Below are 25,741 nucleotides of genomic sequence, written 5' to 3'. Positions count from 1 at the left end.
AGGTGGCTGACGCTTCTCAGGGGAGGAAGCCCAGGGACTGGCTCCACTGTTCGCCCATCGAGTTGTAACCGAGGCCATTTGGGTGCAGAAGATCAGAAAACTGGTCTTGCCTCGCCAGGAAGTAGTTGAAAAAGTCGGGGCCCAAGCTTAGCCCGCTCACTGCTCTTGATTCGATCAGGTCATTGTATGAAATGACTTTTTGATTGCGTGGCGCGCTCTCGATCGGAGCCGGATAAGCGGTCGGGTCGTCGCCGAGCCTTGGAGGAATCCTCGCCACTATCGGCGTTTTGCCCCGGCTTGTGATGGTCGCTATCGCCGCATCCAAGTTGGCTCCGTACTCGGCGACGGACTTATCCCTGCCAGCGTCGTTGGTGCCAATCATCAACAGCACGTATTGGGCGTCAGCGTGGCGTTCTAGAATCTTACCGATATGAGTCTTGATGTCGACACTTAATCCACCCGGTATCCCGTTGTTGTAAACCATGCTGGGAAGTGCGTGGCTTTGATTCAGCAGTTTGGTCAGGACCGGTGCATAGCCGTCCGAGACTACCCATCCGCCCGGATCGGGATTGTCCCCTGAGTTGTCATCTCCCACGCCAAAGGTGATGCTGTCCCCCACCGCGACAATTTTGTTGCCATAGGCGATGCGCTCATTTGAATCCAGGTCGACAAGTGTGCCGCCGACCTTAAGGCTTGCCGTGACGCCCCTGATGACGCCATCGGCGGGAATGCTGCACTGAGCTGTAAAGAGACCAGCGCCAGAGCTTACCGCCTGGCCGCAGGCGCCAGGCATGTCCGTTAGACTGAATTCCACCTCGGCGCTTGCTCCCGGATCGTTCAAGACCACGGCTGAGACATCGAAATTGGTTTGGGCCACCACGGTATGAGCTTCTGGTTTCGACACCGCTATGCTAGGTGCCCCGGGTACCGGCCGCACATGGACGTCATCAAAGGCGCAGTTGTCGCGGCAGTAAAGGGCGACGCCGCCGGTGGCGATTTCGGCATCGCGCACGGTGAAGAGACGCTCTCCGTTGACGCTGACCTGAATCAGGGCACCTTGCACGCTGACGCTGATGACCTGGGGAACCCCGCGCAAATATCCTCGCGCATTGCCTGCCAGGGTTGAGAACGTACCGAGCCGCTTGCGCTCCAGGCGCGTCATGCCATTGCCGATGGAGAGTCGGTAATAGTTGTTTGGGTCCTGGTAGCGGAACATGACCCCCGTATCCACGTTGAATTCGGACGAACTCGTCGCAGTGACGTCGAACTGGTAATCCTGCAACGGTATCGAGTCGTTTCTTATTGCGTAAGTGCCGACGTTATGGCCTTGTTTGTGCGTATCTGAGGCCAAGGCCACCAGGTTAACGAGCTTGAATTGGCCGTTTACTACCTGCCAGTCCGGCGTATTCTTTGTTTCGTTGCCGATACTCCATTCTGCAGCACTGCCGTCGTTGAAGTCATCGGAGAGCAGGTCCGTCCCAGTGGGTGCGGTCACCTTGAAGCGCACAGGAATTGCCACCGACTGGTATCCCGACGACTGCGCCTTCAAGGTGGTGGAATAATCGCCCGGTAACAGACCGGCGCCGTTCGCAGCCAGGCTGATGCCCGACGGCGTGCTGGTACCGACGGGCAGCACGCTGAGCCAGGGTGCTGGTTCGTCAAGTGCAAAGCTGACGGCGGCTCCCGTGTTGGTAGAAAGTTGGATGTTTTGCACCGCTGGCGAGGTGCCGCTTGCAGCGGTGAAGCTCAGGCTGGCTGTACTCGACTGCAAGGCGGGTATGGCAGGTGTGGGTGGGGTAGGGGGCGCGGTTACGTTGAGTGTGACGCCGAGTTTCACTGCCGCGTGACCGTCAGCGGTCGCTCTGATCTCGCCGCTGTAACTGCCCGGTGAAAGACCTGTTGCACTCGCGCTGACCGTCAAGCTGGCCGGCGTCGTGCCAGTGTTGGGTGTCACGCTGAGCCAACTGGCATTGCTGGCTGCCTGAAATGCGACCGTCCCGCTGGTGCTGGTAAAGATATCGAGTTGTCGCGATTCGGGTGCAGCGCCGCTGCTTAGGTCAAATCCCAGGGTTGTGGCGCTGAACTTCAGGCCGAGAGGCGTTTTTGTGCCCGGTTTGAGAATTTCCAGGGTAACCGGGACGCTGGTGGAAGACGATGTTCCTGCAGCCGTAACCTTCAGGGACGTTTTATATGTGCCTGGAACCAGGCCCGCCGTGTGCGCCGTCAGCGTGACAGAGCCGGGTGCTGTACCGTCGCCGGGGCTGACACTCAGCCAACTCGCGTCGTTTGCTACCGAATAGCCGATATTCTGGCTTTCGGTCGTCGAAATCTCCAGGACCTGGGCGGGCGGGTCAACATCTTTCTGGGCAACAAAACCGACCGACGGCGGATTGAACCCAATCGCTGCGCCTGGGGGCGGTGCCTCAAGCACCGTGACCTTTCGTAAGTCGCAAATACCGGGAAATTTCGTGCTGCGCGGTATGCAGACCTCAACCTGGCTAAGCTTCCTGGCGAGCTTTTGGTTCAGCGTAAAGCGATATGCGCGGTCTGCCCGAACGCGGACGCTACGGATGCTTTTTCCGTTTGCCTGAAGGAGGGAGACGCGCAGCTTTTTCTTCTTGCTAATTCCGGTGTAGTACCAGGTTACGGTCGCTTTTTCTCCTACCGTATACGGTTGTTCTGGCTCAGGGGTACCGATAGCAATGGTCGGACTGGCCAGTCCGGCAAACTGGGCCGCAAGCGCCTGGGACGCCAGCTTTGATTGGTTCGGCTCGGCTTGGACCGGCGCCGACAGCATCAGCGAGAGTCCAAGCAGGGCAGAAATGGCGAAGTGGTACTTAAAAATCAAAGGTCTTCTCCGATGTACTTCGATTCGATTGAAGGCCGGCGTGCCCGTTCCCGTGAGTTTCAAGCCGTGAGTGTCCCGATAGCGATAGGGAGCGAAGGTTCATACGAAGGCCTTCGACTCTTCCATAAAAAAATTCTATACGGCAATAGGGGAGCGACGCTAGTACAAAGTTTCACACGCGTCAAGGTAATGGCCGGGTTGCATTGGTTGCAAAAAACTTATCGAGAACCATTGAACTTTTCGCAAAGCGTGCGGAATACACAGATCAGAAACTAAGAGACTTGTCCGGCAGAAGAAGTCGTATTCGACTCGATAGCAGGATGCCTATCAACGTTCGTTTCCAACTAAAGGCACAGACTCCGTCATGACAAAAAAGATTCTGATGATTGAACACCAGCCGGTGGTTCGTGAAGGTTTCCGCCGTCTTGTGGAACAAACCGGCGAGTTTGCCGTCATTGCGGAGGCCGAAGCGGGTCGAGACGGCTATGCCGCCTATTTCCGGGCTCTCCCTGATCTGGTTGTGATGGAATTGTGTTTGCCCGACATCGACGGCCTGGAAATTTCTCGCCGCATCCTGCAGGAAGATCCCCGAGCGAAGATCCTGGCATTCAATTCCGATGATTGCGAGATGATCTTACGGCGGGTAAAAGAGGTCGGAATCAAGGGCTTCGTGAACAAGCGGGCCAGTGCCCAAGTGATTGTCGAAGGCTTGAACGCCGTGGCCAAGGGGGAAAACTTCTTCAACAGTACGCCGATCCGCAAGCCCAATCAGTTGATGGGATGGGGTATCGACCTGTTGACCCCGCGCGAGTTTGAAGTGTTCCGGCGCCTGGCGGAAGGCCATTCGGTCCGGGCGATTGCAAACCTGCTGGATTCCTGCCCGAAGACCGTCGGTGTTCATCAGACGCGCATCATGAAAAAGCTGGGCGTCAGCAACGCAGCGCAGTTGGCGCACTTGGCCTTGAGCACTGGCGTCATCAAACTGCAGCCGGTGCCTGTTCCCGAAGCGACGACGGTTTCGTCGAGCAGTTCCCCGTTCTCATGGGACCGGGAGGGCGGTGGGCGAGACATGCCTGAGGCTGGGCCGGGGACCGGTCGCAAGCGCAGAATGACGCTCAAGGATGCAGGATCTTCCCGCGGTACAGCTCAAACGACTTTCCTTAACTAAGCGTTACCGGGCTGCTTTAATAGCAGCCGAGCGATTCAACAGGAATGGCGCCATGACCCTTCCCAGGGTTTGGCGCCGTTTTTTCATATTTTGGATTCCCCTACGTCTTCATTCGACTGAGTCATCGCCCGGTCCCCGCCGGGCTTGATGCAGGCCTCCGGAGCGGCTGGTGTTGGCTCGATCCGCCACATCGGGTGGTTAGGCAACTCAGTTCGGGATTACGGTCTGATAGCCCGAAGGGGGCGTGGAGCGAGCCGTTTGGTTGGCTCTTGACGGTGTGAAAACGCCGCCGCGCATACTGCGCCGGACTGTCAGGCCGCATCGCTTGGAGGGTGGGATCATTAATGTGGCCCCCAAAATACGCTCCTGGTATTTCGGGCCGACGCCAAGGTCGGTTCGTGCCCGACCTAGGCTGACGCGGCCTCTGGCCGCGCCGGTGTATCCGTGCCCCGCATTAACCCGGCCATTTCAAGGGCCGGGTTAATAAGTCGGTTAGCCAGGTAGTCAGGCGATTCACTGAATCCGCCGCCTGCTTGCGAGGAAACCGATTCAGGCCTTGTCTGGGTGCATAAGCCGGGGCATGGGGGGCTGGCGTCTCCAAATAGCCCGTTTCAATCCAGGGGCTGAGTATCCCCGGTATGCTGGCAGAAGGTGTATCGCGTGGTCACCGGTAAGCGATCTGGCGGGTCAGCGTGCCGTGGGCTTCTGGTTGTTACGTGGACGCCGGACGGCATTGTTGCGGTCCAGACTTTCGCATTCGAGTCCTACCTTTTCCATCAGGCGATAAAGTGTCATACGCGAAATGCCCAGGGACTTGGCCGCCAGAGAAAGATTGTTGCCGGACTGTCTAAGAGCAGTCAGGATGGCCTGCTTTTCCGCCAATTGCCTGGCGAGATTGAGGTCCGTGACCTGGCCGCGGCGACCGGCGCGGCGCTCCAGGCCCAGATCGCCGGGAGTCAGCCAGCGGTTCTCGCTCATGACTAGGGCGCGCCTGATCCGGTTGATCAGCTCCCGAACATTGCCGGGCCAATCGTGGGACAACAGGGTTTCGATGGCCTGGCTGGAAAAGCCTTTTACCTTGCCATTGTTGCCTTTGAATTTTTCCAGGAAGTGCTGTGCCAGAATGGCGATGTCATTGCGGCGGTCCCGCAGGGGCGGGGGGGTGGCGCGCAAGACATTGAGGCGATAGTACAGGTCCTCGCGAAAGCGGCCTTCTCTGACTGCCCTTTCCAGATCCACATGGGTCGCAGTCAAGACTCGCACGTCCAGCTTGATATCCTGGGAAGAACCCACCCGCTGTATGACGCTCTCCTGCAGGAAGCGCAAGAGCACCACCTGGGCCTCGGGCGAAAGGTCGCCAATTTCATCCAGGAACACCGTTCCACCTTGCGCGGATTCGATGTGGCCTGTCTTGTTCTCGTGGGCGCCGGTGAAGGCTCCCTTGGTGTGGCCGAACAGCTCTGACTGGATCAGGTTGGCCGGGAGCGCCGCACAATTCACCGCGACAAAAGGCCGGTTTGAACGGGGAGATGAGGTATGAATGGCGCGGGCCACCAGTTCCTTACCAGTTCCACTCTCGCCGGTAATCAGCACCGGGTAGTCGACGCCGGCTGCTTTGTGAATCTCGCGAAATACCTGCTGCATGGAGTCGGTCTCGCCTACCATCCCGCATTGCCCATTCGAGCCCACTTCATCCGCAGGGTGATGGTGCAGAAGCGCCATGCCGTAGGCGTGACCGAGGATTACTTGGAGGCGCAGGGGGTCGTGCGGCAAGGTATGGTAGTCAAAAAATTTGACGATCAGCTGCCGGCGAAATTGGGGATCATCGAGATAATGCGGTGGCACCAACGCCAGCCAGGCTATGGCGGGATTGAGCAGCATCAGTTCTTCCTGCCACTCCAGCAAGGCTTTAGCGGAAGAATGGGAGAAGTCGATCACACCGACGAAAAAGTCGTGCATGCCGATCAATGCGCATGACTGCTGCAGGGTTTCGGCACTGTGTATGTTCCACTCGTGGCGCACATCGCCACGGTTGAACTCCACCAGATCCTGATTGCTGGACAGTACGAATACGTTACGCTTGAACATTTATCTCTGCTCCAGTATCAGTCGGAGGTCCTTGGCCTTGGCCCTGTCCCGCCAGACGGCGGGCCGGTTATTTTTCTTAGCGATACCGACGCTGAAATTCAGCACGAGTCGGCGTTCCATCAAGCGCCCAAATGCTGGCCAATCCGCGCCCCGGTACCCAAACAAATCGGGACGAGTGTTGCTGCTTGGCGACGTCATTAGTCTAAGCAAACTGCGCGCCAAAAACCAGAAAATCCCTCTGGAGTCGCTTTATTTCCTTTCCCATCGCAATGGATATGAAAAAATAAATAATATAAATTCAAAAGCTTATTATTTTATTAGGGGCGGTTGTCACAACAGCCATGATTGCGGGGATCGGCAGGCTGCCACGCTAAATACCGATCTTTTCCGGCTCTGTAAATTTTTCCGACAGGCTGGCTCGCGAGGTCCACATTCAGCACGGATTCGTTGCGGACAAAAGTTCCAAAATTCATTGTACTAGGAAATCCCCGTATCCGCTCAAACACGCCCTGTTCAAAAATTTTACATAAGCAATCGGAGCAGATCAGTTCGTATTTTCGCCCATGCACCGATGCTGTTCGTTAGCCAGATGTCGGAAATTTAAGAAAATGTTAAGGGGACGGGAGTGGGTTGATCGGAAGAGTGTCGCAAATCTGCGACACTTTGCGCCTTTTTGAAGGCCGAGGCGTCACTGACGTTGTGATTTATCCCAACTCTCGCGGGTCGGCCTGATGCCTCTTGGTGCCCTTGGAGGTGATGCTTGGGGCAGGCGTCATCGGGTCCGAGGTCCTCAAGCCGCACCACTGCCGGGGTTGGGCGCGCTTGCCTTGGCTGACGCGGCCAGTGGCCACGCCGGGGCATCCTTGCCCCGCATTGATCAGGCGAATTTGAGGGCCAGGTTAATAATACCGCCGCCTGCCGGTAATCTTTCCCGTCACTGGTAGCTCTGAAGCATCAGAATGTGACCAAGCTCACTCTTGCTTGCTGAATCCGCGTCGGCGGCATAAGGTGACAGGGCTGAAAGAAGGAGGAACGCGCATGAAAGGGCTGTATAGAACCTGTTTAATCCTGGTGGTGGCCGGTAATCTCTTCGGTTGTGCCCTGAATGTGAACCAGCGCGCCGCCGCCGCTGGGGTTGCCCAGGCATCGGTGGGAATTGGTGATGTGGCGGCAAAAGAATTCGGGCATTTTCGTTCCGCCACTATTGAAATGAACAGTATGGATGTGGTCTTAGGCGGCCATGCGAAGGCCGACAATCTGGATGGCGCCATGGACCCGGAAAGGGTGATCGATCGGGTCAGGTCAGCCCAGGCACTGAGTAATTATGGAAAGCTGCTCTTCACCTTGGTGGAAGACTCGGAGGAGGCGGAAGTGCGGCAGGCTACAGACGCCTTTTTGGACAGTTTTTCCGCCATTGGCGGCCGGCACATGAGTGATGCGCAGTTGAACGGGTTCGGCCGCCTCGTGCAGGGCATCGGCTATTTCTGGGTGGAAGCGAAGAAGGCCAAGGCGGTCAAACAGATTGTGCCTGCTGCGCGCGAGGACGTGAATACCCTCTGCGATCTACTCATCAGCGATCTCTCGCCCCAGAATGCGCAACTGGCGATGGGATTCGAGACCACGATCCGGCAATTGCGGCAGGATTCGGAAGCGGTCTTGGAGGACCCTGCCAGTCGCAGCGCCGACCGACTGACCGCCGTCGACGGGCTGCGCCGCACCCAGGAGGAGCGGGCGCATCTGGATGCTGTTTCCGCCCAGGCGGCCGCGGCGCTGCGTGACTTCAAGCAGGCGCATGAAGGCTTGGTCGAGTCGTTGCTTCACGATCGATATTCCCTGGATGATGTGCGCAGCTTGGGCAAGCAGATGAATTCGCTCAGGACGGCCATGCAGGCCTTGGGCGATACGGACTGATTCGGAGCCATGCAAAGGAGCAAGACCATGACCCAAACTTCCCTGGGTGCTGAACTGCAGCAGATGTCCCATCTGCTCGAAGCCCTGATCATCAAAGAGACTGATCGGGAAAAGAAGAAGTCGCTGCGGGAACAGTTGGCCAAGGTGTTTGAGGCAATTCAAGCGCTGGTGGATGCCAATGTGGACGCGGCTACCCAAGAGTACCGCAAGGCTCGAAAGGGAATCGAGGCAGCGAACGGCGACATCGTGGATGCGCTCAAGGACTTGGGCAAGGTCGCGGAAACCATTCAGAGTGTTGGCAAGGCGGTGGATCAGTTGGGAAAACTGGCGGCTGCTGCGGCGTGATCTCATCGTCTGAGGGCCGAATGCCCCTCCAATGGCCCTCTATAGACCTCTGGGCACGACTCGGCTCGAAGGCCAATATGCAGTCCGTCCGTTTTGACTGCGGCGGGTCGAGCGTGCAGTCTGGGCTGAGTGTCAGTAACGCCAGTCCAGTTGCAGCCCGATGATATCGGCTTGCTGCTGGTAACGTCCGATCAGCTGGTCGCCTGTGCTTCCGGTGTGGTTGATGGGCGCCTCGGCGAAGAAGACATGGGCGTAGGCGCCGTGTAGCGTGAGGTCAGCGCCGAGCTGGTAGCTGAGCCCGATGGTCAGCCAGACCCGGTCGCTGTCCGGTATGCGGGCTGTGCGCAGTCGGCCGCTGCGGACCGGGGATTGGTCAAAGGCCAGGCCGGCGCGCAGGGTCCAGCGCTCCTCCGGTTTGAAACTGGTCCCCAAGGCCCAGCGCCAGGTGTCCTGCCAGTCCAAGGTTTCCACCAGGTCCCCGGCGGGGGAAGCCAGTCGTGTGCGCAATTCGCGGTTCAGGCTCCAGTGCGTCCAGAGCGCTTCCGCGCTGACGCTCCATTGGCGGCCAATTTGCTGGGTGAAGCCGAATTCCAGGCTGTCGGGCATGACGACGGTGGATCGGGCGGCGGAGTCGGTAAAGCGGCCGCCGCCTGTCATTGCCGCCGCTTCGCCAGGCACGTCAAAGTCAACATGGCCGTCCACGCGATGTTCCACCCGGGAGCGGTAGCTGACGCCAAGCGCCGTACCTTGCAGCGGCGTATAGTGAATGCCGAGGTTGTAGCCAAGCGCCAGACTGTTGCCCTCCAGTGTCAGCTTTCCATCGGATTGCTGGGGCAGGAGCCGCTGGGCGGAGCAAGCGAGCGGTCCGAGCGTGGCGAAGCAGGCCGTCCCGAAATCGATGGCACTGGTCAGCGAGGCCTGCAGGTACTGAATATTGATGCCCGCACCAAAGGCGAGGTCATCTCGGATGCGGATAGCCAGGGACGGATTGATGTTGATCGTTTTGAGATCGGAACTGAGGTTCTGGTAGCGGCCCTTCCAGCCTGCCTGATACGCGCTGTGGGAGCCAAATGGGGCATTGACGCCGAGTCCGAAGACCAGCCCGGGGGCAATCGGCTGCACCAGGTAGGCGTTGGGAAGCAAGGTTGTCACGCCAGCATCGCCGCCATCGCTGCCGGCAAGTGGCGCGCCGCCTAGGGAGGGACTCATGCGTGAACCGCCGTCATGAAAGCGGGTCCCTGGCAGCAGGATGTAACCTGCCACGGAGAGCATTGGACGCTCGAATCGCCCGAGTGCGCCCGCATTGAAATAGACACTGCTGCCATCCTCGTAAGAACTGGCAGCACCGGCAAAGGCTTGTCCCAGCTCCCTGACGCCTTGCTCCATGAGGGCCAGTCCGGCGCCTGAAACCGGGCGCGGGGTGCCATAGAACGAGGCGAGGCAGAGCAACGCCAAGCAAGGCGAGCACGCGATACGCGGGCACGGGCAGCGCTCCGCAAGACGCGGTGGTATTCGTGTTCGGCCGAAGGGAGTTGCTTCCATGGCGCCTCAGGCAGGTGAGGTGGCGGTGCGGGTTGCGCCAGCTACCGGAAGTCTGACCCGCCGCAGCGGGCTGCGTCAATCCCGGATATCACGGCGGATGCCACGTATCAGCATGTCCGAATATTTTGGTGACGTAAATTGCTGTAAACTGAGGAATGAGTTCTGCCTAGGCGATTTCCATGATGCGCGCTTTCAAGACGCTGAAGGAGCCGTACCCTTTCGAAGCGTCTGCTGGAATCCTCACGAGGGATCAGACCGCCGCCGTAACCGCCGGCCAGGTGCGTTTGCTTTATACGCAAAGTTCCAGTGCGTTCACCGCGGTTGTCCTCATTGCCTGTGTTGTCGCCCACGTCTTCTGGGGACTTGCAGACCCGGCCGTTGTCGGTGTCTGGCTGGCCGCAACCCTGCTTCTCACCCTGGTCCGCACCGGCCTGGTCCGTTCATACCGGCGTTCGTCACCTGATACCGAGAGCCCGATCTGGGCGAGACGTTTCCTGTGGGGAATCGTTCTGTCCGGGTGTGTGTGGGGCTTTGCCGGCGTGCTGTTCTTCATTCCGGACAGCGCCATTCACCAGATATTCCTCGCCTTCGTCCTGGCCGGGTTGGCGGCTGGGGCCATGTCGACGCTCTCCTCCTACCGTGGCGCCTATCTGGCCTATATGCTGCCCAGCCTGGCCCCGTTTACCGTGCAAATCATGGGGCAGGGTGGCCAGCTTCACCTGGCCATGGGCCTGTTGCTGGTGCTGTTTGCAGCCTTGATGCTGGTGATTTCGCGGCGCATCCATGAAACCTTGACCGATTCACTCCGGCTCCGGTTTGAGAACGGCGATCTGGTGCGTGAATTGATGGCTTCCAGAGATACGCAGGAGGCCGTCAACCGCGAGTTGACCATCCAGATCGGCGAGCGAGAGCGTGCCGAGGAATCGTTGAAAGCGGCCCATAACGCGCTGGAGCAGAGGGTACGAGAGAGGACCCGGGAACTGGATGCCAGCAACCGCAGCTTGGTAAGGGAAAAGGAGTTGTTTAGGGTCACCATGGAAAGTATCGGCGATGCGCTGATCGCGACCGACGAGGCCGGTAACGTCCGCTTCGTCAACCCGGTGGCCGAGCAGGTCACGGGTTGGCAGGCCGATCAGATCGTCGGTCGGCCATTGGCGGAGGTGCTGCGCATCGTGGATGAGGAAAGCCGGACGGTGGAGAGTGCTTTACTGTCTGCTCCGGGTACGCTGCCAACCCGAACCCTGGGGACCAAGCCGTGTCTGCTGACCTGCCAGGACGGCCGGGAAATCCCCGTGGAGTTCAGTCTATCCCCGATACGCGACGGCAATGATTCCAGTGTAGGCACCGTGCTGGTGTTTCGCGATGTCAGCGCCCAGCGCAAGCTGGCACAGGAACTCAATTACCAGGCGACCCATGACGAACTCACTGGCCTGGTGAACCGACGTGAATTTGAGCGCAGGTTGTCGCGTGTGCTCGAGGCGGCCGGGCCTACCGATCCCCATGCGCTGCTCTATCTGGACCTGGATCAGTTCAAGGTGGTCAACGATCAGTGCGGTCACACCGCGGGCGATGAACTCCTGCGCCAGGTGGCCGTGCAGTTGCAGTCACGCATCAGGACCCGCGACACGCTGGCGCGCCTGGGTGGGGACGAATTCGGCGTGCTGCTCGAGCATTGTCCCCTGGAGGAGGCCGAGCGCGTCGCGCAGGGCGTGCGGGAAGTGGTGCAGAATTTCCGCTTCGCCTGGGAAGACAAGAGTTTCGCCATTGCCGTGACCATCGGGCTGTTGCCCATCAGTACCCCGGGAATGAGTCTCGCGGCGGCGCTGGGCGCCGCGGATGCGGCTTGCTACGCCGCCAAGGAAGGCGGCCGCAACCGTGTCCATGTGTATCAACCGGACGATCAGGATCTGCTCAAGCGGCATGGTGACATGCGCTGGCTGCCGCGCATCCAGTCGGCGCTGGCTGGCGGGCATTTCAGACTATTCCTGCAGCCCATCCTGCCCTTGCAACCGGGCAGCGTCGACGGTGAATACGGGGAAGTGCTGTTGCGGCTTTGTGATGCGGAGGGCCGTGACATATTGCCGGGCGCTTTTCTTCCGGCCGCCGAGCGCTACAACCAGGTGGTCAGCATCGACCGCTGGGTGCTGGACGAATTGCTCTCCTACCTGGAGGCGAAGACGGTGCCGGGTCACCGCCGCTACGCCATCAATCTGTCGGCTCAGGCGCTGTCGGATGAGAACTTCCTGGATTTCGCCGTTGAACGCATACGGCGCAGCAAGGTCGCGACAAGCTCCGCCCTGTGTTTCGAAATCAATGAAAATGCCGCCATCGCCGACCTGCGCCGAGTCCGGCAGTTCATCGCCGCCCTCAAGGAATTGGGCTGCTGCTTCGCCCTGGACGACTTCGGCGCTGGTTTTTCGTCCTTTGGTTACCTGAAAAGCCTGGACGTGGACTTCCTCAAGATCGACGGGCGGCTGGTGCGCGGCATGCGGGAAAACCCGGTGGATCAGGCCATGGTGGAATCTATTCACCGCATTGGTCATGTGATGGGGCTGCAGACCATCGCCGAATGGGTGGAGACTCGCGAGCTGGCCCAGGACCTGGAAGCCATGGGTATCGAATTCGGTCAGGGTTATTACTGGGGCGAACCGCGGCCCCTGGCCAGTCGGCCGGGCTCCAACTAGCTCGATTCGTTCGCCGCTCGGTCGGCTTCGGGCGGGAGGTCAAAGTCCCAGCGGGTTGTCCGGGTCGACATGCGGCATGAAGGGCTTGCGCCGATCCTGATCGGTGATCTGGTAGATCTTCCCCAGCCAGTTATTGAAGACGGCCTTCGCCGTATCCCGCCAGGTGTTGTCCAGATGCGGGATGATCAGCCGTTCCGGGAACTCGGGCGCAGGCTTTCCCGAATGCTTGGCGCTGCGCAGGTGCTGGCCATACTCGTTGAGGATGCCGGCCACTTCCAGGGAGAAATAATGCTCCGGAAAGGGCGGATAGTCCTCGCGCTCGCCGTTGAAATAGCGCAAGACTTCGCGTTTGTATTCCTTGAGCAGGCTGATGGCGTCGTACTCGGGGTGCCCCTGGAAGAACACCACGCGGAACAGGTCCTGACTCACAGCCAGGTGCACGCCGGCTTCCTCGCTTTCCACCAGCACCCGCAGGCCGGCGTTTTCCATGTCTTCCCTGAAGATCTCGTTGTAGCGCGAGTGCGGCACGTCGAAGCGGGTGTTGATGTCCGCCACCAGCGGGTGCGCCGGATCCACCACGCGGTGGGAGAACACGCCCCAGCGCTTGCCCCCCAGGTGCGTGCGCTCGATACCATGGCAGTACTGAATCAGGGCATGGGTGGCGAGGCAGGAGCAGAGGATGGAACTGACGTTGTCCTTCGCCCAGTCGATGACTTCGGTCAAGGGCTGCCAGAAAGCCTCCTGGGGCAGCTTGGGATGGGTGACGTTGGCGCCGCTGACGATCAGTCCGTCCAGTCCATCCTGCTTTATCTGCTCGAAGCTCTCGTAATAGGTGGCGATATAGTCCAGTGCCTCCGGCGAGCGCGGCAGTCCCTCGATGGTGAAGGGGTGCATGTGGAACTGCACGATGGGATTGGCGGCGCCCACCAGGCGGAAGAACTGCCGCTCCGTGGCGGCGAGGGCGGCGTCGGGCATCATGTTCAGCAGCCCGATGTGCATTTCGCGGATGTCCTGATGGGCGGCGCGCTCCGGCGTCAGGATTTCCTGGCCTTCCTCGCGGAGGCGGTCGAATGTGGGTAAAGGTTTATGGGCAACGAGGGGCATGGTTCGGTATCTGCGTTTGGCATCAGGCCCGGCTGAGGGCCTGGCATATCAGGCGGACGAAATCGGCTTCGTTTTCGACCCGGGCGACCTCGCGGGCGTCCACGGTATACCCGAACTGGTCGGCGATCGCCTGGTAGCGCGGCAGGCGCGAATTGAAAAGTCTGGGGAAGACCCAGGTGACGAACTCGTCGGGCGGGATGGCGTCGATTCCCCCGTAGGACTTTTCCGCCAGGAATGCCGCGAGTTGTTCATCCAGGAACTCTTCCCGGTAATAGAGCGGCTTGGGATCGCGTGAAGCCCGTTCGATGAGGGTCTCCTCCAGTTCCGGCGTGGTCTTGATGTAGAGGATGAGGGTGTGCTCGGCCAGCAGTTCCAGGGTGGCCGGGTCGTCCAGTTCGCACACGCTGCCGCCGGCATCATTGATGAAATGACGGTAGCCGTAGATGTCGCTGGCTTTTTCGATGAAGGCCGGCACGTCGCGCATGGCGGCGATCTCCGCCTGGTGGTGCAGTGCCTGGCGCCGCTTGAATTCCGCCAGACTCAGCCCCCCCAGGGCCGGATTGCCCAGCTTGCCCAGGAAGGTCGACACCGGCGCTAGGTTGTTCACCGTGATGTTGTTGCCGATGTAGATGGAATCGGAGCGCAGCAGGTCGCGCAGGAACGGCACTTCCATGGCGCGGCGCTTGATGTTGTCCAGGATGGCTTCGCCCAGGTACTGGGTACCGATGCGGTAATCCCCGGAATAATGGAACCAGTTCTGCTTGGGCAGTTTGTCCGCCAGGGTGGTTTTGCCCACCCCCGACATGCCGAGCAGGGTGATGCGCTTGGATTCCCAGTCCAGGAACTGCTGGGGGCTCATTTTCATACGCTGGGGTTTCCTCGGAGTGTGATGGGTTGCTGGCGCGCGGCAGCGGATCTGTTTCAGTCTTCGGTGTTGATCATGTGGGTCGCGGTCTGCTCCAATGCCTGCAATAGCAGGGCTCGGAGCGCCTCATCCGCGACGGTCTCGTCGAGCGCCTGCCGCATGCAGAGCACCCATTGATCGCGCGCCTCGACGCCGATGGGGAAAGGGAAGTGGCGCATACGCAGGCGCGGATGACCGTATTCGGCGACGTAGAGGTCCGGGCCGCCCAGCCAGCCGGAAAGAAATTTGAACAGCTTTTCCTTGGCGCCGCCCAGGTCCGCGGCGTGCATCTTGCGGATCATGCGCGCTTCCGGCAGATCGTTCATATACGCGTAGAAGCGCTCGACCAGGGCGCGCAGCACCGGTTCGCCGCCAAGGCGTTCATAGGGCGTCGTGGTTTCAGTCTGTTCTGTCATGTCGCGGTTCAGTCCGTCGCCTGTCGTTTAAGGCGGTAGAGCGCCGAAATATCCTCGCTGCCATGGCCACGCTCCATGAGGCTTGCGTAGTCGATCAAGGTCTGTCGCGTGAGGGGCAGGTCCATGTTCATGGCTTCCGCCATCTGCAGGCAGATCATGAGGTCCTTGTGATGGAGGGCGAGCTTGAAGCCCGGTTCGAAAACGCCGCGGGTCATGGTGGGGCCCCGCTTGTTCAGGAACCAGTTGCCGGCGGCGCCGCCGGCGACGACATCAATGAGCTTGTCCATGTCCAGATCTTGCGCCTGGCCAAAGGCCAAGGCCTCCGTCACCGCCTGGTTGATGCCGGCCGCCATGATCTGGTTCACCGCCTTGCTGGCCTGGCCATAGCCCACCGGCCCCATGTGGGCGATGCGCGTGGCCATGGCGTTCAACACGGGACGCGCGCGCTCCAGATCCTCGGCTTCGCCCCCCGCCATCATGGCGAGGCTGGCGGCCCGCGCTCCTTCCACGCCGCCGGTGACGGGGACGTCGAGAAAGGCCGCTCCGGTGGAGCGAACCAGAGCGTCCGCCGCGCGCGCCGTGGCGGCGCTGACCGTGGAATGGTCGACGACGATATGACCGGAGCGCAGGCCCGGGCGCAGTGCCTCGACGACGGCGAGCACGTCGGTGTCCGCGGACACGCAGATCAGGAGGATGTCGGCCTCGCTGGCCAGTTCGGCTGGCGTGGCGGCGGCGCGAACGCCAAGCTCATCGGCCAGCGCTTGCGCTTTCCCGGTGCTGCGGTTCCAGACGCCACGAAGATAGCCTGCCCGCGCCAGATTAACCGCCATGGGCGCCCCCATGGCGCCCAGCCCGATGAAGCCCGCTTTCATCTCAGTCCTCCAGGTAGGTGTAGGCGCTGAGTCCGGCGATCAGTTCGCTTTCGTACTGTTTGCGCTGTTCGCTGCCCAGATTGGCTTCCAGCAGTTTCCTCCGGAAGGCCTGCTGCAATTCCTCGGGATCGATATGGACATAGCGCAGCAATTCGTCCGCCCCATCGCCGAACACGGGCTGCACCAGCCGGTAACCGCCGTCTGGCAGCAGTTCTACATTCACGGAATGGGTGTCGCCGAACAGGTTGTGCATGTCGCCCAGGATTTCCTGGTAAGCCCCGACCAGAAAGATGCCCAGCAGGTAATCCTCGCCCGGACGGACGGCATGTAAGGGCATGGTCGGCTCGATGCTCTGGCGGTCGAGGTAGGCGCTGATCTGCCCGTCGGAGTCGCAGGTCAGATCCTGCAGGATAGCGCGGCGGGTAGGGTCCTCATTCAAGCGCTGCAGTGGCATGACCGGGAAAATCTGGTCGATGGCCCAGGCATCGGGCACCGACTGGAACACCGAGAAGTTGCAGAATACCTTGTCCGCCAGACGCTGGTTCAGTTCGTCCAGGACCTCGCGATGGGCCCTAAGGCGCATGTCCAGACGGGGCCGCACGGCGTGACAAATGGTGGCATTGAGAGCCTCCGCGGTGGCTAGTTCGTTGAGGCCTAGCTGGCCCTGGACAAACTGTGCACGTGCCTCGGCCAGATCGAACTGGGCGTCCAGATACAGCGCCAGAACCGGCTCCGAAGGGATACGCTCCAGTATTTCGGCCATCTCGCGCAGGGGCTTGGCCGAGGATTCGCTGGCCGGCGGTGGCGTGTCGGGTATGGACTCCACGTCGATGATATCGGTGATGAGCACCGCGTGGTGCGCGCTCATGGCCCTGCCGGACTCGCTGATGAGGTTCGGGTGGGGCAGACCGTGTTCCGAACACGCGTCGGCGAAGGCGCGCACGATGGCGTGGGCATATTCATCCATGCTGTAGTTGATGGAACACTCCGCATTGGAATGGGTGCCCTCGTAATCCACCCCCAGGCCGCCGCCCACGTCGGCGTAGGCTATTGGGGCGCCCAATTTGCTCAGTTCCACGAAGTGGCGGCCGGCTTCCCGCAGGGCGGCCTTGACATCATTGATGTTGGCGACCTGGGAACCCATGTGGAAGTGCATCAGCTTCAAGCACGCAAGGCTGCCTTCGCTCTCAAGGTGCTGAACCAGCTTGAGGATTTCGCTGGCGTGCAGGCCGAACTTGGATTTTTCGCCGCCGCTGTTCTGCCATTTACCCGCGCTGATGCTGGAGAGCCGCACCCGCACGCCAAGCTGGGCCGGTATGCCCATGGCTTTGGACTCCGCGAGGATCAACGCCAGTTCCGATAGCTTCTCGACTACCAGGAAGACGTCCAATCCAAGCCGCATGCCGATCAGCGCGAGGCGTATGTAGGCCCGGTCCTTGTAGCCGTTGCAGATGATGGTACCGCTGCGCGCCAGCGCCAGAATGGCCAGCAGCTCCGACTTGCTGCCGGCCTCGAGGCCGACCTGGGCCTTGCCGCCGTCCAGGATGCCTTCCACCACCGCTCTTTGCTGATTGACCTTGATGGGGTAGACGGGCGTGTACTGGCCCGTGAAGGACAGGTCGGCGCGGGCCCGGGCAAAGGCTTCGTGAAGAAGGTGCACGCGGTCGCGCAGGATATCGGTGAAGCGCACCAGCACCGGCAGGGCCATGCCCTCCTGGCGAATCTGGGTCGCGATCGCAACCAGATCCACGGAGCCCTTGCGCGGGTCCCGTTGGGGAATGGCAATCACGTGACCGGATTCGTTGAGGTTGAAGTATCCATCACCCCAATGTTCGATGGCGTAGGTGTCTTTCGACCGCTGCAGGTCCCAAGGCATGGAGGTTCCAAAAAAGTTCTTTGAAAAGTCGCTGATTATGTGGAAAATCCCGAGAATTTTCCATTCTTGAAATTGACGGCATATGCAGGCAGGCAAAAACTGGTTCACCGAGGTTTATCCGCACAACGGCAGCGCCCTGTCGTTGGAAATCACCGCCAAGTTGCACGAGGAGCAGACGCCCTTTCAGCGGATCGAGATCTACGACACCGTGTGGTTTGGCAAACTCATGGTGATCGATGGCTGCACCATGGTGAGCGACCGGGACAATTTCCTCTACCACGAGATGATGACCCACCCGGTCTTATTCACCCACCCTAATCCGAAGACGGTGTGGATCATCGGCGGAGGCGACTGCGGGAGCCTGAAGGAGGTGCTGAAGCATCCGGGGGTGGAGTCTGCCGTGCAGATTGAGATCGATGAGCGCGTGACCCGCCTGGCGGAAACCTATTTCCCGGACCTTTGCGCATCCAACGGCGACCCGCGGGCGCAACTGCTCTTCATCGACGGTATCCAATGGGTGAAGGACGCGCCGGACAACAGCGTGGATGTCATCATCGTTGACAGTACCGACCCGGTGGGCCCTGCCGAAGGCTTGTTTAACCAGGCCTTCTACCAGCAGTGCCTGCGCTGCCTGAGGCCTGATGGCATCCTTGTTCAGCAGAGCGAGTCGCCGCTGTTTCACCTGCCGCTTCTGGAATCCATGCACCGGACCATGCGCGGGGCCGGCTTTGCCCAGACCACGACGTTTTTCTTCCCTCAGTTCCTCTATCCCTCTGGTTGGTGGAGCGGGACCATGGCAGGCAAGGGCAGCCTTGAGGGGTTTCGTGATGCTGACGCCCGCGGCAAAGCCTTTGCCACGCGCTATTACAACGAGGCAGTGCATCGGGCTGCGTTCGCGCAGCCGGAATTCTTCAAGGCGATTTTGGGGGCCTGAGGCAGGCTGGCGGCTTACTGCGCGCCAGCCCGCTAGGGAAGTTCAGGGAGTCGGTTTCAGGCCGGAGAAATAAGCCGCGAGGTTGGCGATATCCTCATCCTTCAGGCTGGCCGCCATATTGTTCATTATGGGCGCGTTCCGGGTCTTGTCGCGATAGGCTTTCAAGGCGGCGGCGAGGTACTCTTCCTTTTGACCCGCCAAGTTAGGGAAGTTGCCGGCGGCACTGATTCCGTTGGCGCCGTGGCAGGCTGCGCACATGCCGGTGGCCGTGGGTTTGGCCGCCTCGGCGTTGGCGGCAAGTGCGGCCGAGCTGGCACTGAGTGAAGCAATTAGAAAGATACATGATGTCAAATTTTCGCGCATAATGAACCTCCTGGGTTCGGTAGGGAATATACCAGGGATGCGCACCCGGCGTGGCCGGGCGCCTGAAATAGGCTTGGCCATCATTATGACGCTCATGGAAGGGGCACTGCAAGCATGAAAGCCTCGGGGGAAAGCAAGCGGCGCTACTTGGGGCAACCTTCCAGTTTAAATATGGCGTAGCCATTTTCTGCAATTGCCTGTTGCATGGGCGGCGGGACGTCGTCGGAACTATGGCAGTACGCGCAATTTTCGGGCGCGAGATATGCGCCGTGCTCGCCAAGGCTGTCTAACCAGTCCTTGGCATATTTCAGGGCTTTCTCAGGGACGTTCTCTGCAATGACTACATCGAAATGCATGATGCGGCCGCCGGTAGTCTTTGCATACGTATCAAAAACATAGACTTTTGTCATAGTCACGTTCTGCGTTGCGGGGCGAATGCTGGAGATAAAAAATGGGAGTGAATTGGATGATTCACCCCCACATGGGAAGGAGGACTGCTAGTCGTGAATGTATGGTCTCGACACCGGAGCACAAACTACCGGTTCTCCTACTGCCTTGTCAACAAAATTTTGATCCGATACCATTGAGACATGAAGACGGAACCGATTTACGAGCATCTTGAGAGAATCGCGAACCTGCTGCGTACCGACACGCGTCGCTCCGGCTTGAGTAAAGGGCTGCAGCCGGTGCAACTGGAAGCTCTCCATTACCTCAATAGTTGCAACCGCTACAGCAACACGCCGGCAGCGGTGGCGGAATTCCTGGGCTTGACCAAGGGAACCGTATCCCAGACGCTGGGCGTGTTGGAAAATGGCGGCTATGTGGAGAAAAAGCCCGACCTCAAGGATCGCCGCGTAGTGCACCTCGAGTTGACTGAGAGCGGCCGGCAAGTGGTAACCGGCGCGATTCCTCCGGCGACCTTGCGCAAGGCCGTGGCACTGATACCGGAAAGCGAGCAGGGTCAGGTCGTCGAAGCGCTCAACTGCGTCTTGCGCGCCTTGCAGCAGGCCAATCAGTCGCGCTCATTCGGGGTATGCCTCAGTTGCCGCCACCATTGTATCGAGGACGACGCAAGTCATCGCTGTGCCCTGACTGGCGAGAAGCTGATGCAGGGCGATATCCACCAGATCTGCCGGGAACACGAAGCCCCCCCGCCTTCAGCCGCCTGAAACGGCGGTTGGGCGCGTCAGGTTGGCCCGGGCGGGACCGGACCAACCCGTCGGCCGAAGCCTGTCAGATGGCTTGTTCGCCGGTTTCACCGGTGCGGATGCGGATCACTTGTTCCAGGCTGGTGATGAAGATCTTGCCGTCACCGATTTTGCCGGTATTGGCCGCCTTGATGATGGCTTCCACGGCCCGATCCAACACGTCGTCTCCCACGGCCACCTCGAGTTTGACCTTTGGAAGAAAGTCGACCACGTATTCTGCGCCCCGGTAGAGTTCAGTGTGGCCCTTCTGGCGACCGAAGCCCTTGACTTCTGTGACGGTGACGCCACTGATGCCGATATCCGACAGCGCTTCACGGACATCATCGAGTTTGAAGGGCTTGATGATCGCGATGATTAACTTCATGTGTGTACTCCCTCGTTTTTTTGGCTAACGGTTTCGTTGTTGCAAATCTCCGCCGGGGTACCTAGCGCTGGCCGGCGCACCCGGGAGGCGTCTAAGCCTTAGTTGCCCGGTTCTCGATGATGTCCTCGACCACGCTGGGGTCGGCCAGGGTCGATGTATCGCCAAGGTTCCCGAGATCGTTGGCGGCGACCTTGCGCAGGATACGGCGCATGATCTTTCCGGACCGGGTTTTGGGCAATGCAGGCGCCCACTGGATCACATCCGGTGTCGCGATGGGCCCGATTTCCTTGCGGACCAGTTGCACCAATTCTTTCTTTAATTCGTCCGTGGGCTTCGCGCCGGCTATCAGGGTGACATAGGCGTAGATGCCCTGACCCTTGACGTCGTGGGGATACCCCACCACGGCGGCTTCCGCAACGCTGTCGTGCAGTACCAGCGCACTTTCGATCTCCGCCGTGCCCATACGGTGCCCGGATACGTTCAGCACGTCGTCGACGCGTCCGGTGATCCAATAATAACCGTCTTGATCGCGCTTTGCCCCGTCTCCGGTGAAATATTTGCCCGGGTAGGTGGAGAAATAGGTTTCGAAGAACCGGCGGTGATTGCCGTAAACCGTGCGCGCCTGGCCCGGCCAGGAAGCGTCGATGACCAAGACACCCTCGGCGACGCCTTCGATTTCATTGCCCTGGGCATCGACGATGGCGGGCACCACGCCAAAGAAGGGCAGGGTGGCGGAGCCCGGCTTGAGGCGCGTGGCGCCGGGCAGGGGCGTTATCATGATGCCGCCGGTTTCGGTCTGCCACCAGGTGTCGACGATAGGGCAGCGGGCCTCGCCCACCACGTGGTAATACCACTCCCAGGCTTCGGGGTTGATGGGCTCCCCTACCGAGCCCAGGATTCGGAGGCTGCGGCGGCTGGTATGGGTGACCAGTTCATCGCCCAGTCCCATGAGCATGCGGATGGCGGTGGGCGCGGTGTAGAAGATGTTGACCTGGTGCTTGTCGATCACCTGCCAGAAGCGGTCAGGCTTGGGGTAGGTCGGGACGCCTTCGAACATGAGGGTTATGGCGCCATTGCACAAGGGGCCGTAAACGATGTAGGAGTGGCCGGTGACCCAGCCTACGTCGGCGGTGCACCAATAGACCTCGCCTTCCCGGTAGTCGAACACGTACTTGTGGGTCATCGCGGCGTAAAGCAGATAACCGCCCGTGCTGTGCAGCACGCCCTTGGGCTTGCCGGTCGAGCCCGAGGTGTAGAGGATGAACAAGGGATCCTCGGCATCCATGGATTCGGGGGGGCACTGTTCTTCTGCCGCGGACACGGCTTCATGGAACCACAGGTCGCGCCCATCCACCCAGTTGATGCGGCCCCCCGTGTGTTTCACCACGAAGACTTTTTCCACCTGCGGGCATTCTCGCAGGGCCTTGTCCACGTTGGCCTTGAGCGGCACCGTCTTGCCGCCGCGCCGCCCCTCATCGGCGCAGATGGCGAAATGGCAGTCTGCATCCAGGATGCGGTCCTTGAGCGCATCGGCCGAGAAGCCTCCGAACACGATGGAATGGATGGCGCCGATACGGGCGCAGGCGAGCATGGCCACCGCCGCCTCAGGGATCATGGGCATGTAAATGCAGACCCGGTCCCCCTTGCGCACACCCTGCACCTTCATGGCATTGGCGAAGCGGCACACCGCCCGGTGCAGTTCGGCATACGTCAGGCGCCGCGTGTCATTGGGGTCGTCACCTTCCCAGATGATGGCGGTTTGTTCCGCTCGGTCGGCCAGGTGCCGGTCCAGGCAGTTGTAACTCACGTTGAGACGGGCGCCCTCGAACCAGCGGATGTCGCCGGTGTTGAAGTCGAATCGGGACACGCTGCGCCAGGGTTGCTCCCAGTCGACGAACTGCACGGCCTGCTCGGCCCAGAACGTGTCGGGTGATTGCACCGACTGCTGGTAAAGGGCCTGATAGCGTGCCTGGTTGATGTGAGCGCTGCCGGCCGCGGCGGCCGGAACCTCATAAATCTTGTCGTCGGACATCGCATGTCTCCGTTATTTTGGCCGGGTTGAGGGACCCGCAGACAATTTTGACAAAAAACCACACGCACAGCGAGATGTTCCCTGACCGACTCTACCTCTGCGACAACCGAGACGGCCGGGTTTCTATGGTAAACTGTCATAGCAATATGAGTAGTTGCCGGAATCCCTGACTATGACAGAACAACAAATCAATAATGCGCTGGAGGAACTCCGCCGTGAGATCGAGCGGCTCGATCTGAGCGACACGGAAACCAAAGAGCGGCTTACCGGTCTCGTGGAGAGCATAGAGCAGCGCATGACGGCGGCACCCGGGGTGGTGGAAGAGGACCAACCCGACCTGCTCAACGAAATGAACGATGCCGTTACCCAGTTCGAAGTGGAACACCCGCGTATCACGGGTATCCTCAACGACATCATGATGGCCTTGAGTAGCAGCGGTATCTGAGTCGCCGGCGCCCGTTGCTTCCCGGCGCGGGCGCTTCTCCATTTCGCCGGTCCTGGCCACGCGCAGGGCGGGCCCTTTGTCACAGCGCCCCGAATTCTCGAATTAGTGCTCCCTCAGGGTGCCAGACGGTTCAAAAAGCCGCGCCCACCCATCTGGCGCATCTGCCTCATGATCCACTGCCGGCGTTTCAGCACGTAGTTGCTGGGGCGGTCCGCGCGCAATACCACGGGGTTCGGAAGCACCGCCGCCAGCAGCGCGGCTTCGGCAGTCGTCAGGTCGCTCGCGGGCTTGTGAAAGTACGTCTCGGCGGCAGCGGTGACACCGTATATTCCTTTGCCGAATTGTGCGATATTCAGGTAAGTTTCCAGTATGCGTCGTTTCGGCCAGAGGCTTTCCAGCAGAACGGTGAAATAGGCTTCCAGCGCCTTGCGCCAGAGACTCTTGCCGGAGTAGAGGAACAGGTTCTTGGCCGTCTGCTGGCTGATGGTGCTGGCCCCGCGTAAAGGCCGGCCCTTGCGATTTGAACTGATGGCCCGGCTGATGGCATGAAAATCGAAGCCATCGTGCTCCGGAAACAGTTGATCCTCCGAGGCCATGACCGCCAAGGCCGCTTCGGGCGAAATGGCATCCCAGGCAGTCCATTGGTACCTGAGGTCGAGATGCTGGCCTGTCAGCAGCGCGCCGGCCCAGGCCTCCAGCATGAAGGCACTGGTGGGGGGCGGCAGCCAGCGTAAGGCGATAACCGGCAGCACGCTGGCCAGCAGGATCGCGAACAGGATGCGGAAAGCCAGGCGTCGCGTCGAACGCGGAAGGCTGGCTGGAAAGAAATAGCGCCGGCGGGTTTCAGTCACGAAAGGCGGTTGTCAGGTCTTGTGTCCGGCGGTAAGGCCGGGGAGGCAGATCATCATGAGCGCTCAAAGGCTTTTGGCGGTAATTCTGGCGTGTATTGTGACAGGCTGCGCCACATCCTACGATATCAGCCGCGACTTCGATCCCGGTACCAACTTTTCCAGGCTCCATACCTTCTCCTGGATGCCCGATGGGAATACCGGCAGCGGCGACGCCGTGGTGGATACGGACACCCTGTTGCTTGAGCGTGTGCAAAATGCGGTCGAACAGGCCCTGCTGGCAAAAGGCTACCGCAAGGAACTGGTTCCGGGTAAAGCGCCAGACTTTTGGGTGACTTTCCACGCGGCCTTGAAGCGCAAGGTGGAGGTCACCACCTACAGTGGTTATTACGGTTATGGCTGGTGGGGCTATCCCTGGGGCTACATGGGTGGCGGATTGGGGCCACAGGCCTACGTTCGGGACTATGACGAGCGGGTGATCGTGCTCGATTTCGTCAATCCGGGGACGCGCAAGCTGTTGTGGCGGGCCACGGCGCGCAATGCCCTGGACGAGGATCTCACGCCGCAGCAGCGTACCGAGCAGATTGACCGCATCATCCGCCAGATGTTGAAGGCCTTTCCCCCCTTGCCAGCACGATGAGGCGCCGCCGTCAACGGGATGGCATGACGGCGAACAACTCCGTGGCGGCGAAACTTCGGGAGCGGCGCCCCTCGGACAGATCCCGGTAATACAGCTTGACCCGGTAGTTGCCGGCGGGCAGGTGGCCAAGCTCGATGCGGCCGTACAGAGCGCCCGGCGCCTGCGGCAGTCCGCCAAGCGGCACGCCGGGCGTGACGGCCTGAAGACACGTCTCCTCGAAGCTTACGGTGATCTCGATGTCTCTCCCTCGGGTGGTGGTGTCGATCACTTCCCTCCCGCAACCCCGGCGCGGGTAGCTGATGGCGATGGCTTCGCTGGTATGCGGGTCCGGCGGAATGACAAAGATCGAATTCCCGCCCGCGACGCCGGGCCAGGCGTCTCGGAGGCAGAGTCCCTGCATCAGAACCACGAGGACGCCCGGGAGCACACGCCGGATGTTCACGTCTTCCCCCCGGCGCCCCGTTCGCGCAACCATTGCCTGCCCCAGATCTGGACATAAAGGCCGCCGCTCAGCAGGGTCGTGGCCAGGGTCGCCAGAGCCACCACATCGATCAGGAAAGCAGGCGCGGGCAATGCGCTTTGTCTGCAGAGCACCAGGAATACATAGAAAAGCTGCAGGAAGGTATTGATCTTGCTGGAGATCAAGGGCTGGCCATCGTAGGGGCCGAGTAGCAGGTAGTAGGCCGAGGCACCCAGGACAATGACCAGGTCACGCAGCACCACGGCGGCCACCAGCCAGATCGGCATCAGTCCCTGCCATCCGCCCACGATAAAGCAGGAGAGCAGCAGCAGTTTATCGGCAGCCGGATCGAGGAAAGATCCCAACCGGCTCTGCCAGCCGTAGCGCTTGGCCAGAAACCCGTCCAGGCCATCGGAAACGCCAGCCAGGACGAACAGACCCAGCGCCCACGCATAGCGCCCGGCCAACAGCAACTGCACCACGGGAACCACCAGCAGGATGCGCAGCATCGAAATGAGGTTCGGCAGGTGTCGAGCTTCCAACTTCATCGGCAGGGTCCTGCTGGTGGGTCAACTGCATGCGGCATCCTGATGGTTGCCGACAATTCCGCCCGCAGTGCGCGGGATGGCGTTGTACAATAATGCCTTCAGGATGACCCGCGCCATTGTAGCGAGTCCATCTTTCCAACC

The 25,741-nt window shown here is 60.4% G+C and carries 23 protein-coding genes; 8 read left to right on the top strand and 15 right to left on the bottom strand.

Going from position 1 to position 25,741, the window contains the following annotated elements:
• Positions 1-16: 16 nt before the first annotated feature.
• Complete coding sequence (locus EK23_RS12495) at positions 17-2,911, bottom strand: GDSL-type esterase/lipase family protein (protein WP_145998653.1); 2,895 nt, start codon at positions 2,909-2,911, stop codon at positions 17-19.
• 301 nt (positions 2,912-3,212) lie between these two features.
• On the opposite strand from EK23_RS12495, the gene EK23_RS12490 reads away from it, so the two are divergent.
• Entirely contained in the window at positions 3,213-4,016 is an 804-nt protein-coding gene (locus EK23_RS12490) for a response regulator (protein ID WP_045225694.1), read from the top strand.
• A 687-nt stretch (positions 4,017-4,703) separates the two neighbouring features.
• Here the strand turns inward: EK23_RS12490 and EK23_RS12485 are convergent.
• Positions 4,704-6,104: a sigma-54 dependent transcriptional regulator gene (locus EK23_RS12485; protein WP_045225693.1), complete on the bottom strand. Its 1,401-nt coding sequence runs from the start codon at positions 6,102-6,104 to the stop codon at positions 4,704-4,706.
• A gap of 1,038 nt (positions 6,105-7,142) precedes the next feature.
• Between EK23_RS12485 and EK23_RS12480 the strand changes: the two genes are divergently transcribed.
• Together EK23_RS12480 and EK23_RS12475 are read left to right on the top strand one after the other, a co-directional pair.
• Positions 7,143-8,015, top strand: a complete 873-nt coding sequence (locus EK23_RS12480) for a hypothetical protein (RefSeq protein WP_145998652.1) — start codon at positions 7,143-7,145, stop codon at positions 8,013-8,015.
• Between the two features lie 27 nt (positions 8,016-8,042).
• A complete protein-coding gene (locus EK23_RS12475; RefSeq protein WP_045225691.1) occupies positions 8,043-8,360 on the top strand; it encodes a hypothetical protein in 318 nt (105 codons plus the stop codon).
• 132 nt (positions 8,361-8,492) lie between these two features.
• On the opposite strand, the gene EK23_RS12470 is transcribed toward EK23_RS12475, so the two are convergent.
• Positions 8,493-9,902 (bottom strand): OmpP1/FadL family transporter, encoded by a 1,410-nt coding sequence (locus tag EK23_RS12470; RefSeq protein ID WP_082054158.1) that lies wholly within the window; start codon positions 9,900-9,902, stop codon positions 8,493-8,495.
• Positions 9,903-10,081: 179 nt separating this feature from the next.
• Here EK23_RS12470 and EK23_RS12465 point away from each other — a divergent pair, with 179 nt between their 5' ends.
• On the top strand, positions 10,082-12,586 hold the full coding sequence (locus EK23_RS12465; protein ID WP_052808153.1) for an EAL domain-containing protein: 2,505 nt from the start codon (positions 10,082-10,084) through the stop codon (positions 12,584-12,586).
• 39 nt (positions 12,587-12,625) lie between these two features.
• On the opposite strand, the gene metA is transcribed toward EK23_RS12465, so the two are convergent.
• From metA to speA, 5 genes are read right to left on the bottom strand one after another with little or no spacing between them, the layout of a single operon-like run.
• Positions 12,626-13,690 carry a homoserine O-succinyltransferase MetA gene (metA, locus tag EK23_RS12460; RefSeq protein WP_045225690.1) on the bottom strand — a complete coding sequence of 355 codons (1,065 nt, stop codon included), beginning with the start codon at positions 13,688-13,690 and terminating at the stop codon, positions 12,626-12,628.
• Between the two features lie 22 nt (positions 13,691-13,712).
• Positions 13,713-14,555, bottom strand: a complete 843-nt coding sequence (locus EK23_RS12455) for an ATPase (RefSeq protein ID WP_045225689.1) — start codon at positions 14,553-14,555, stop codon at positions 13,713-13,715.
• Between the two features lie 56 nt (positions 14,556-14,611).
• A complete protein-coding gene (locus EK23_RS12450) occupies positions 14,612-15,010 on the bottom strand; it encodes a group II truncated hemoglobin (protein ID WP_045225688.1) in 399 nt (132 codons plus the stop codon).
• An 8-nt stretch (positions 15,011-15,018) separates the two neighbouring features.
• A complete protein-coding gene (locus tag EK23_RS12445) occupies positions 15,019-15,882 on the bottom strand; it encodes an NAD(P)-dependent oxidoreductase (protein ID WP_045225687.1) in 864 nt (287 codons plus the stop codon).
• A gap of 1 nt (position 15,883) precedes the next feature.
• Positions 15,884-17,758, bottom strand: coding sequence for a biosynthetic arginine decarboxylase (gene speA / locus EK23_RS12440; protein WP_045225686.1), 1,875 nt, complete (start codon positions 17,756-17,758; stop codon positions 15,884-15,886).
• Between the two features lie 82 nt (positions 17,759-17,840).
• Between speA and speE the strand changes: the two genes are divergently transcribed.
• The gene (gene speE, locus EK23_RS12435) at positions 17,841-18,692 is read left to right on the top strand and encodes a polyamine aminopropyltransferase (protein WP_045225685.1); all 852 of its coding nucleotides are present in this window, start codon (positions 17,841-17,843) and stop codon (positions 18,690-18,692) included.
• 42 nt (positions 18,693-18,734) lie between these two features.
• On the opposite strand, the gene EK23_RS12430 is transcribed toward speE, so the two are convergent.
• Both EK23_RS12430 and EK23_RS12425 read right to left on the bottom strand, forming a co-directional pair.
• Positions 18,735-19,055, bottom strand: a complete 321-nt coding sequence (locus EK23_RS12430) for a c-type cytochrome (protein WP_045225684.1) — start codon at positions 19,053-19,055, stop codon at positions 18,735-18,737.
• Between the two features lie 143 nt (positions 19,056-19,198).
• Positions 19,199-19,465, bottom strand: coding sequence for a DUF2024 family protein (locus EK23_RS12425; RefSeq protein WP_045225683.1), 267 nt, complete (start codon positions 19,463-19,465; stop codon positions 19,199-19,201).
• A 180-nt stretch (positions 19,466-19,645) separates the two neighbouring features.
• Here EK23_RS12425 and EK23_RS12420 point away from each other — a divergent pair, with 180 nt between their 5' ends.
• Complete coding sequence (locus tag EK23_RS12420; protein ID WP_045225682.1) at positions 19,646-20,224, top strand: MarR family winged helix-turn-helix transcriptional regulator; 579 nt, start codon at positions 19,646-19,648, stop codon at positions 20,222-20,224.
• Positions 20,225-20,288: 64 nt separating this feature from the next.
• On the opposite strand, the gene glnK is transcribed toward EK23_RS12420, so the two are convergent.
• Positions 20,289-20,627, bottom strand: coding sequence for a P-II family nitrogen regulator (gene glnK, locus EK23_RS12415; protein ID WP_045225681.1), 339 nt, complete (start codon positions 20,625-20,627; stop codon positions 20,289-20,291).
• Between the two features lie 91 nt (positions 20,628-20,718).
• Positions 20,719-22,659 carry an acetate--CoA ligase gene (acs, locus tag EK23_RS12410; RefSeq protein ID WP_045225680.1) on the bottom strand — a complete coding sequence of 647 codons (1,941 nt, stop codon included), beginning with the start codon at positions 22,657-22,659 and terminating at the stop codon, positions 20,719-20,721.
• 172 nt (positions 22,660-22,831) lie between these two features.
• Between acs and EK23_RS12405 the strand changes: the two genes are divergently transcribed.
• Positions 22,832-23,104, top strand: coding sequence for a DUF4404 family protein (locus EK23_RS12405; RefSeq protein ID WP_045225679.1), 273 nt, complete (start codon positions 22,832-22,834; stop codon positions 23,102-23,104).
• Between the two features lie 113 nt (positions 23,105-23,217).
• On the opposite strand, the gene mtgA is transcribed toward EK23_RS12405, so the two are convergent.
• Positions 23,218-23,955, bottom strand: coding sequence for a monofunctional biosynthetic peptidoglycan transglycosylase (mtgA, locus tag EK23_RS12400; protein ID WP_045225678.1), 738 nt, complete (start codon positions 23,953-23,955; stop codon positions 23,218-23,220).
• Between the two features lie 55 nt (positions 23,956-24,010).
• Here mtgA and EK23_RS12395 point away from each other — a divergent pair, with 55 nt between their 5' ends.
• Complete coding sequence (locus EK23_RS12395) at positions 24,011-24,592, top strand: DUF4136 domain-containing protein (protein ID WP_082054157.1); 582 nt, start codon at positions 24,011-24,013, stop codon at positions 24,590-24,592.
• A gap of 10 nt (positions 24,593-24,602) precedes the next feature.
• On the opposite strand, the gene EK23_RS12390 is transcribed toward EK23_RS12395, so the two are convergent.
• Together EK23_RS12390 and EK23_RS12385 are read right to left on the bottom strand one after the other, a co-directional pair.
• Positions 24,603-25,034, bottom strand: a complete 432-nt coding sequence (locus tag EK23_RS12390) for a hypothetical protein (protein WP_045225676.1) — start codon at positions 25,032-25,034, stop codon at positions 24,603-24,605.
• Positions 25,031-25,600, bottom strand: a complete 570-nt coding sequence (locus EK23_RS12385) for a CDP-alcohol phosphatidyltransferase family protein (protein ID WP_082054156.1) — start codon at positions 25,598-25,600, stop codon at positions 25,031-25,033. Before EK23_RS12385 ends, EK23_RS12390 begins: the two co-directional genes overlap by 4 nt.
• Positions 25,601-25,741: the final 141 nt, after the last annotated feature.

This window comes from Methyloterricola oryzae (genome assembly GCF_000934725.1).
Taxonomy (GTDB): domain Bacteria; phylum Pseudomonadota; class Gammaproteobacteria; order Methylococcales; family Methylococcaceae; genus Methyloterricola; species Methyloterricola oryzae.
Note: the sequence above shows the minus strand (reverse complement) of the source record. Positions and strands in the feature narration are given on the sequence as shown.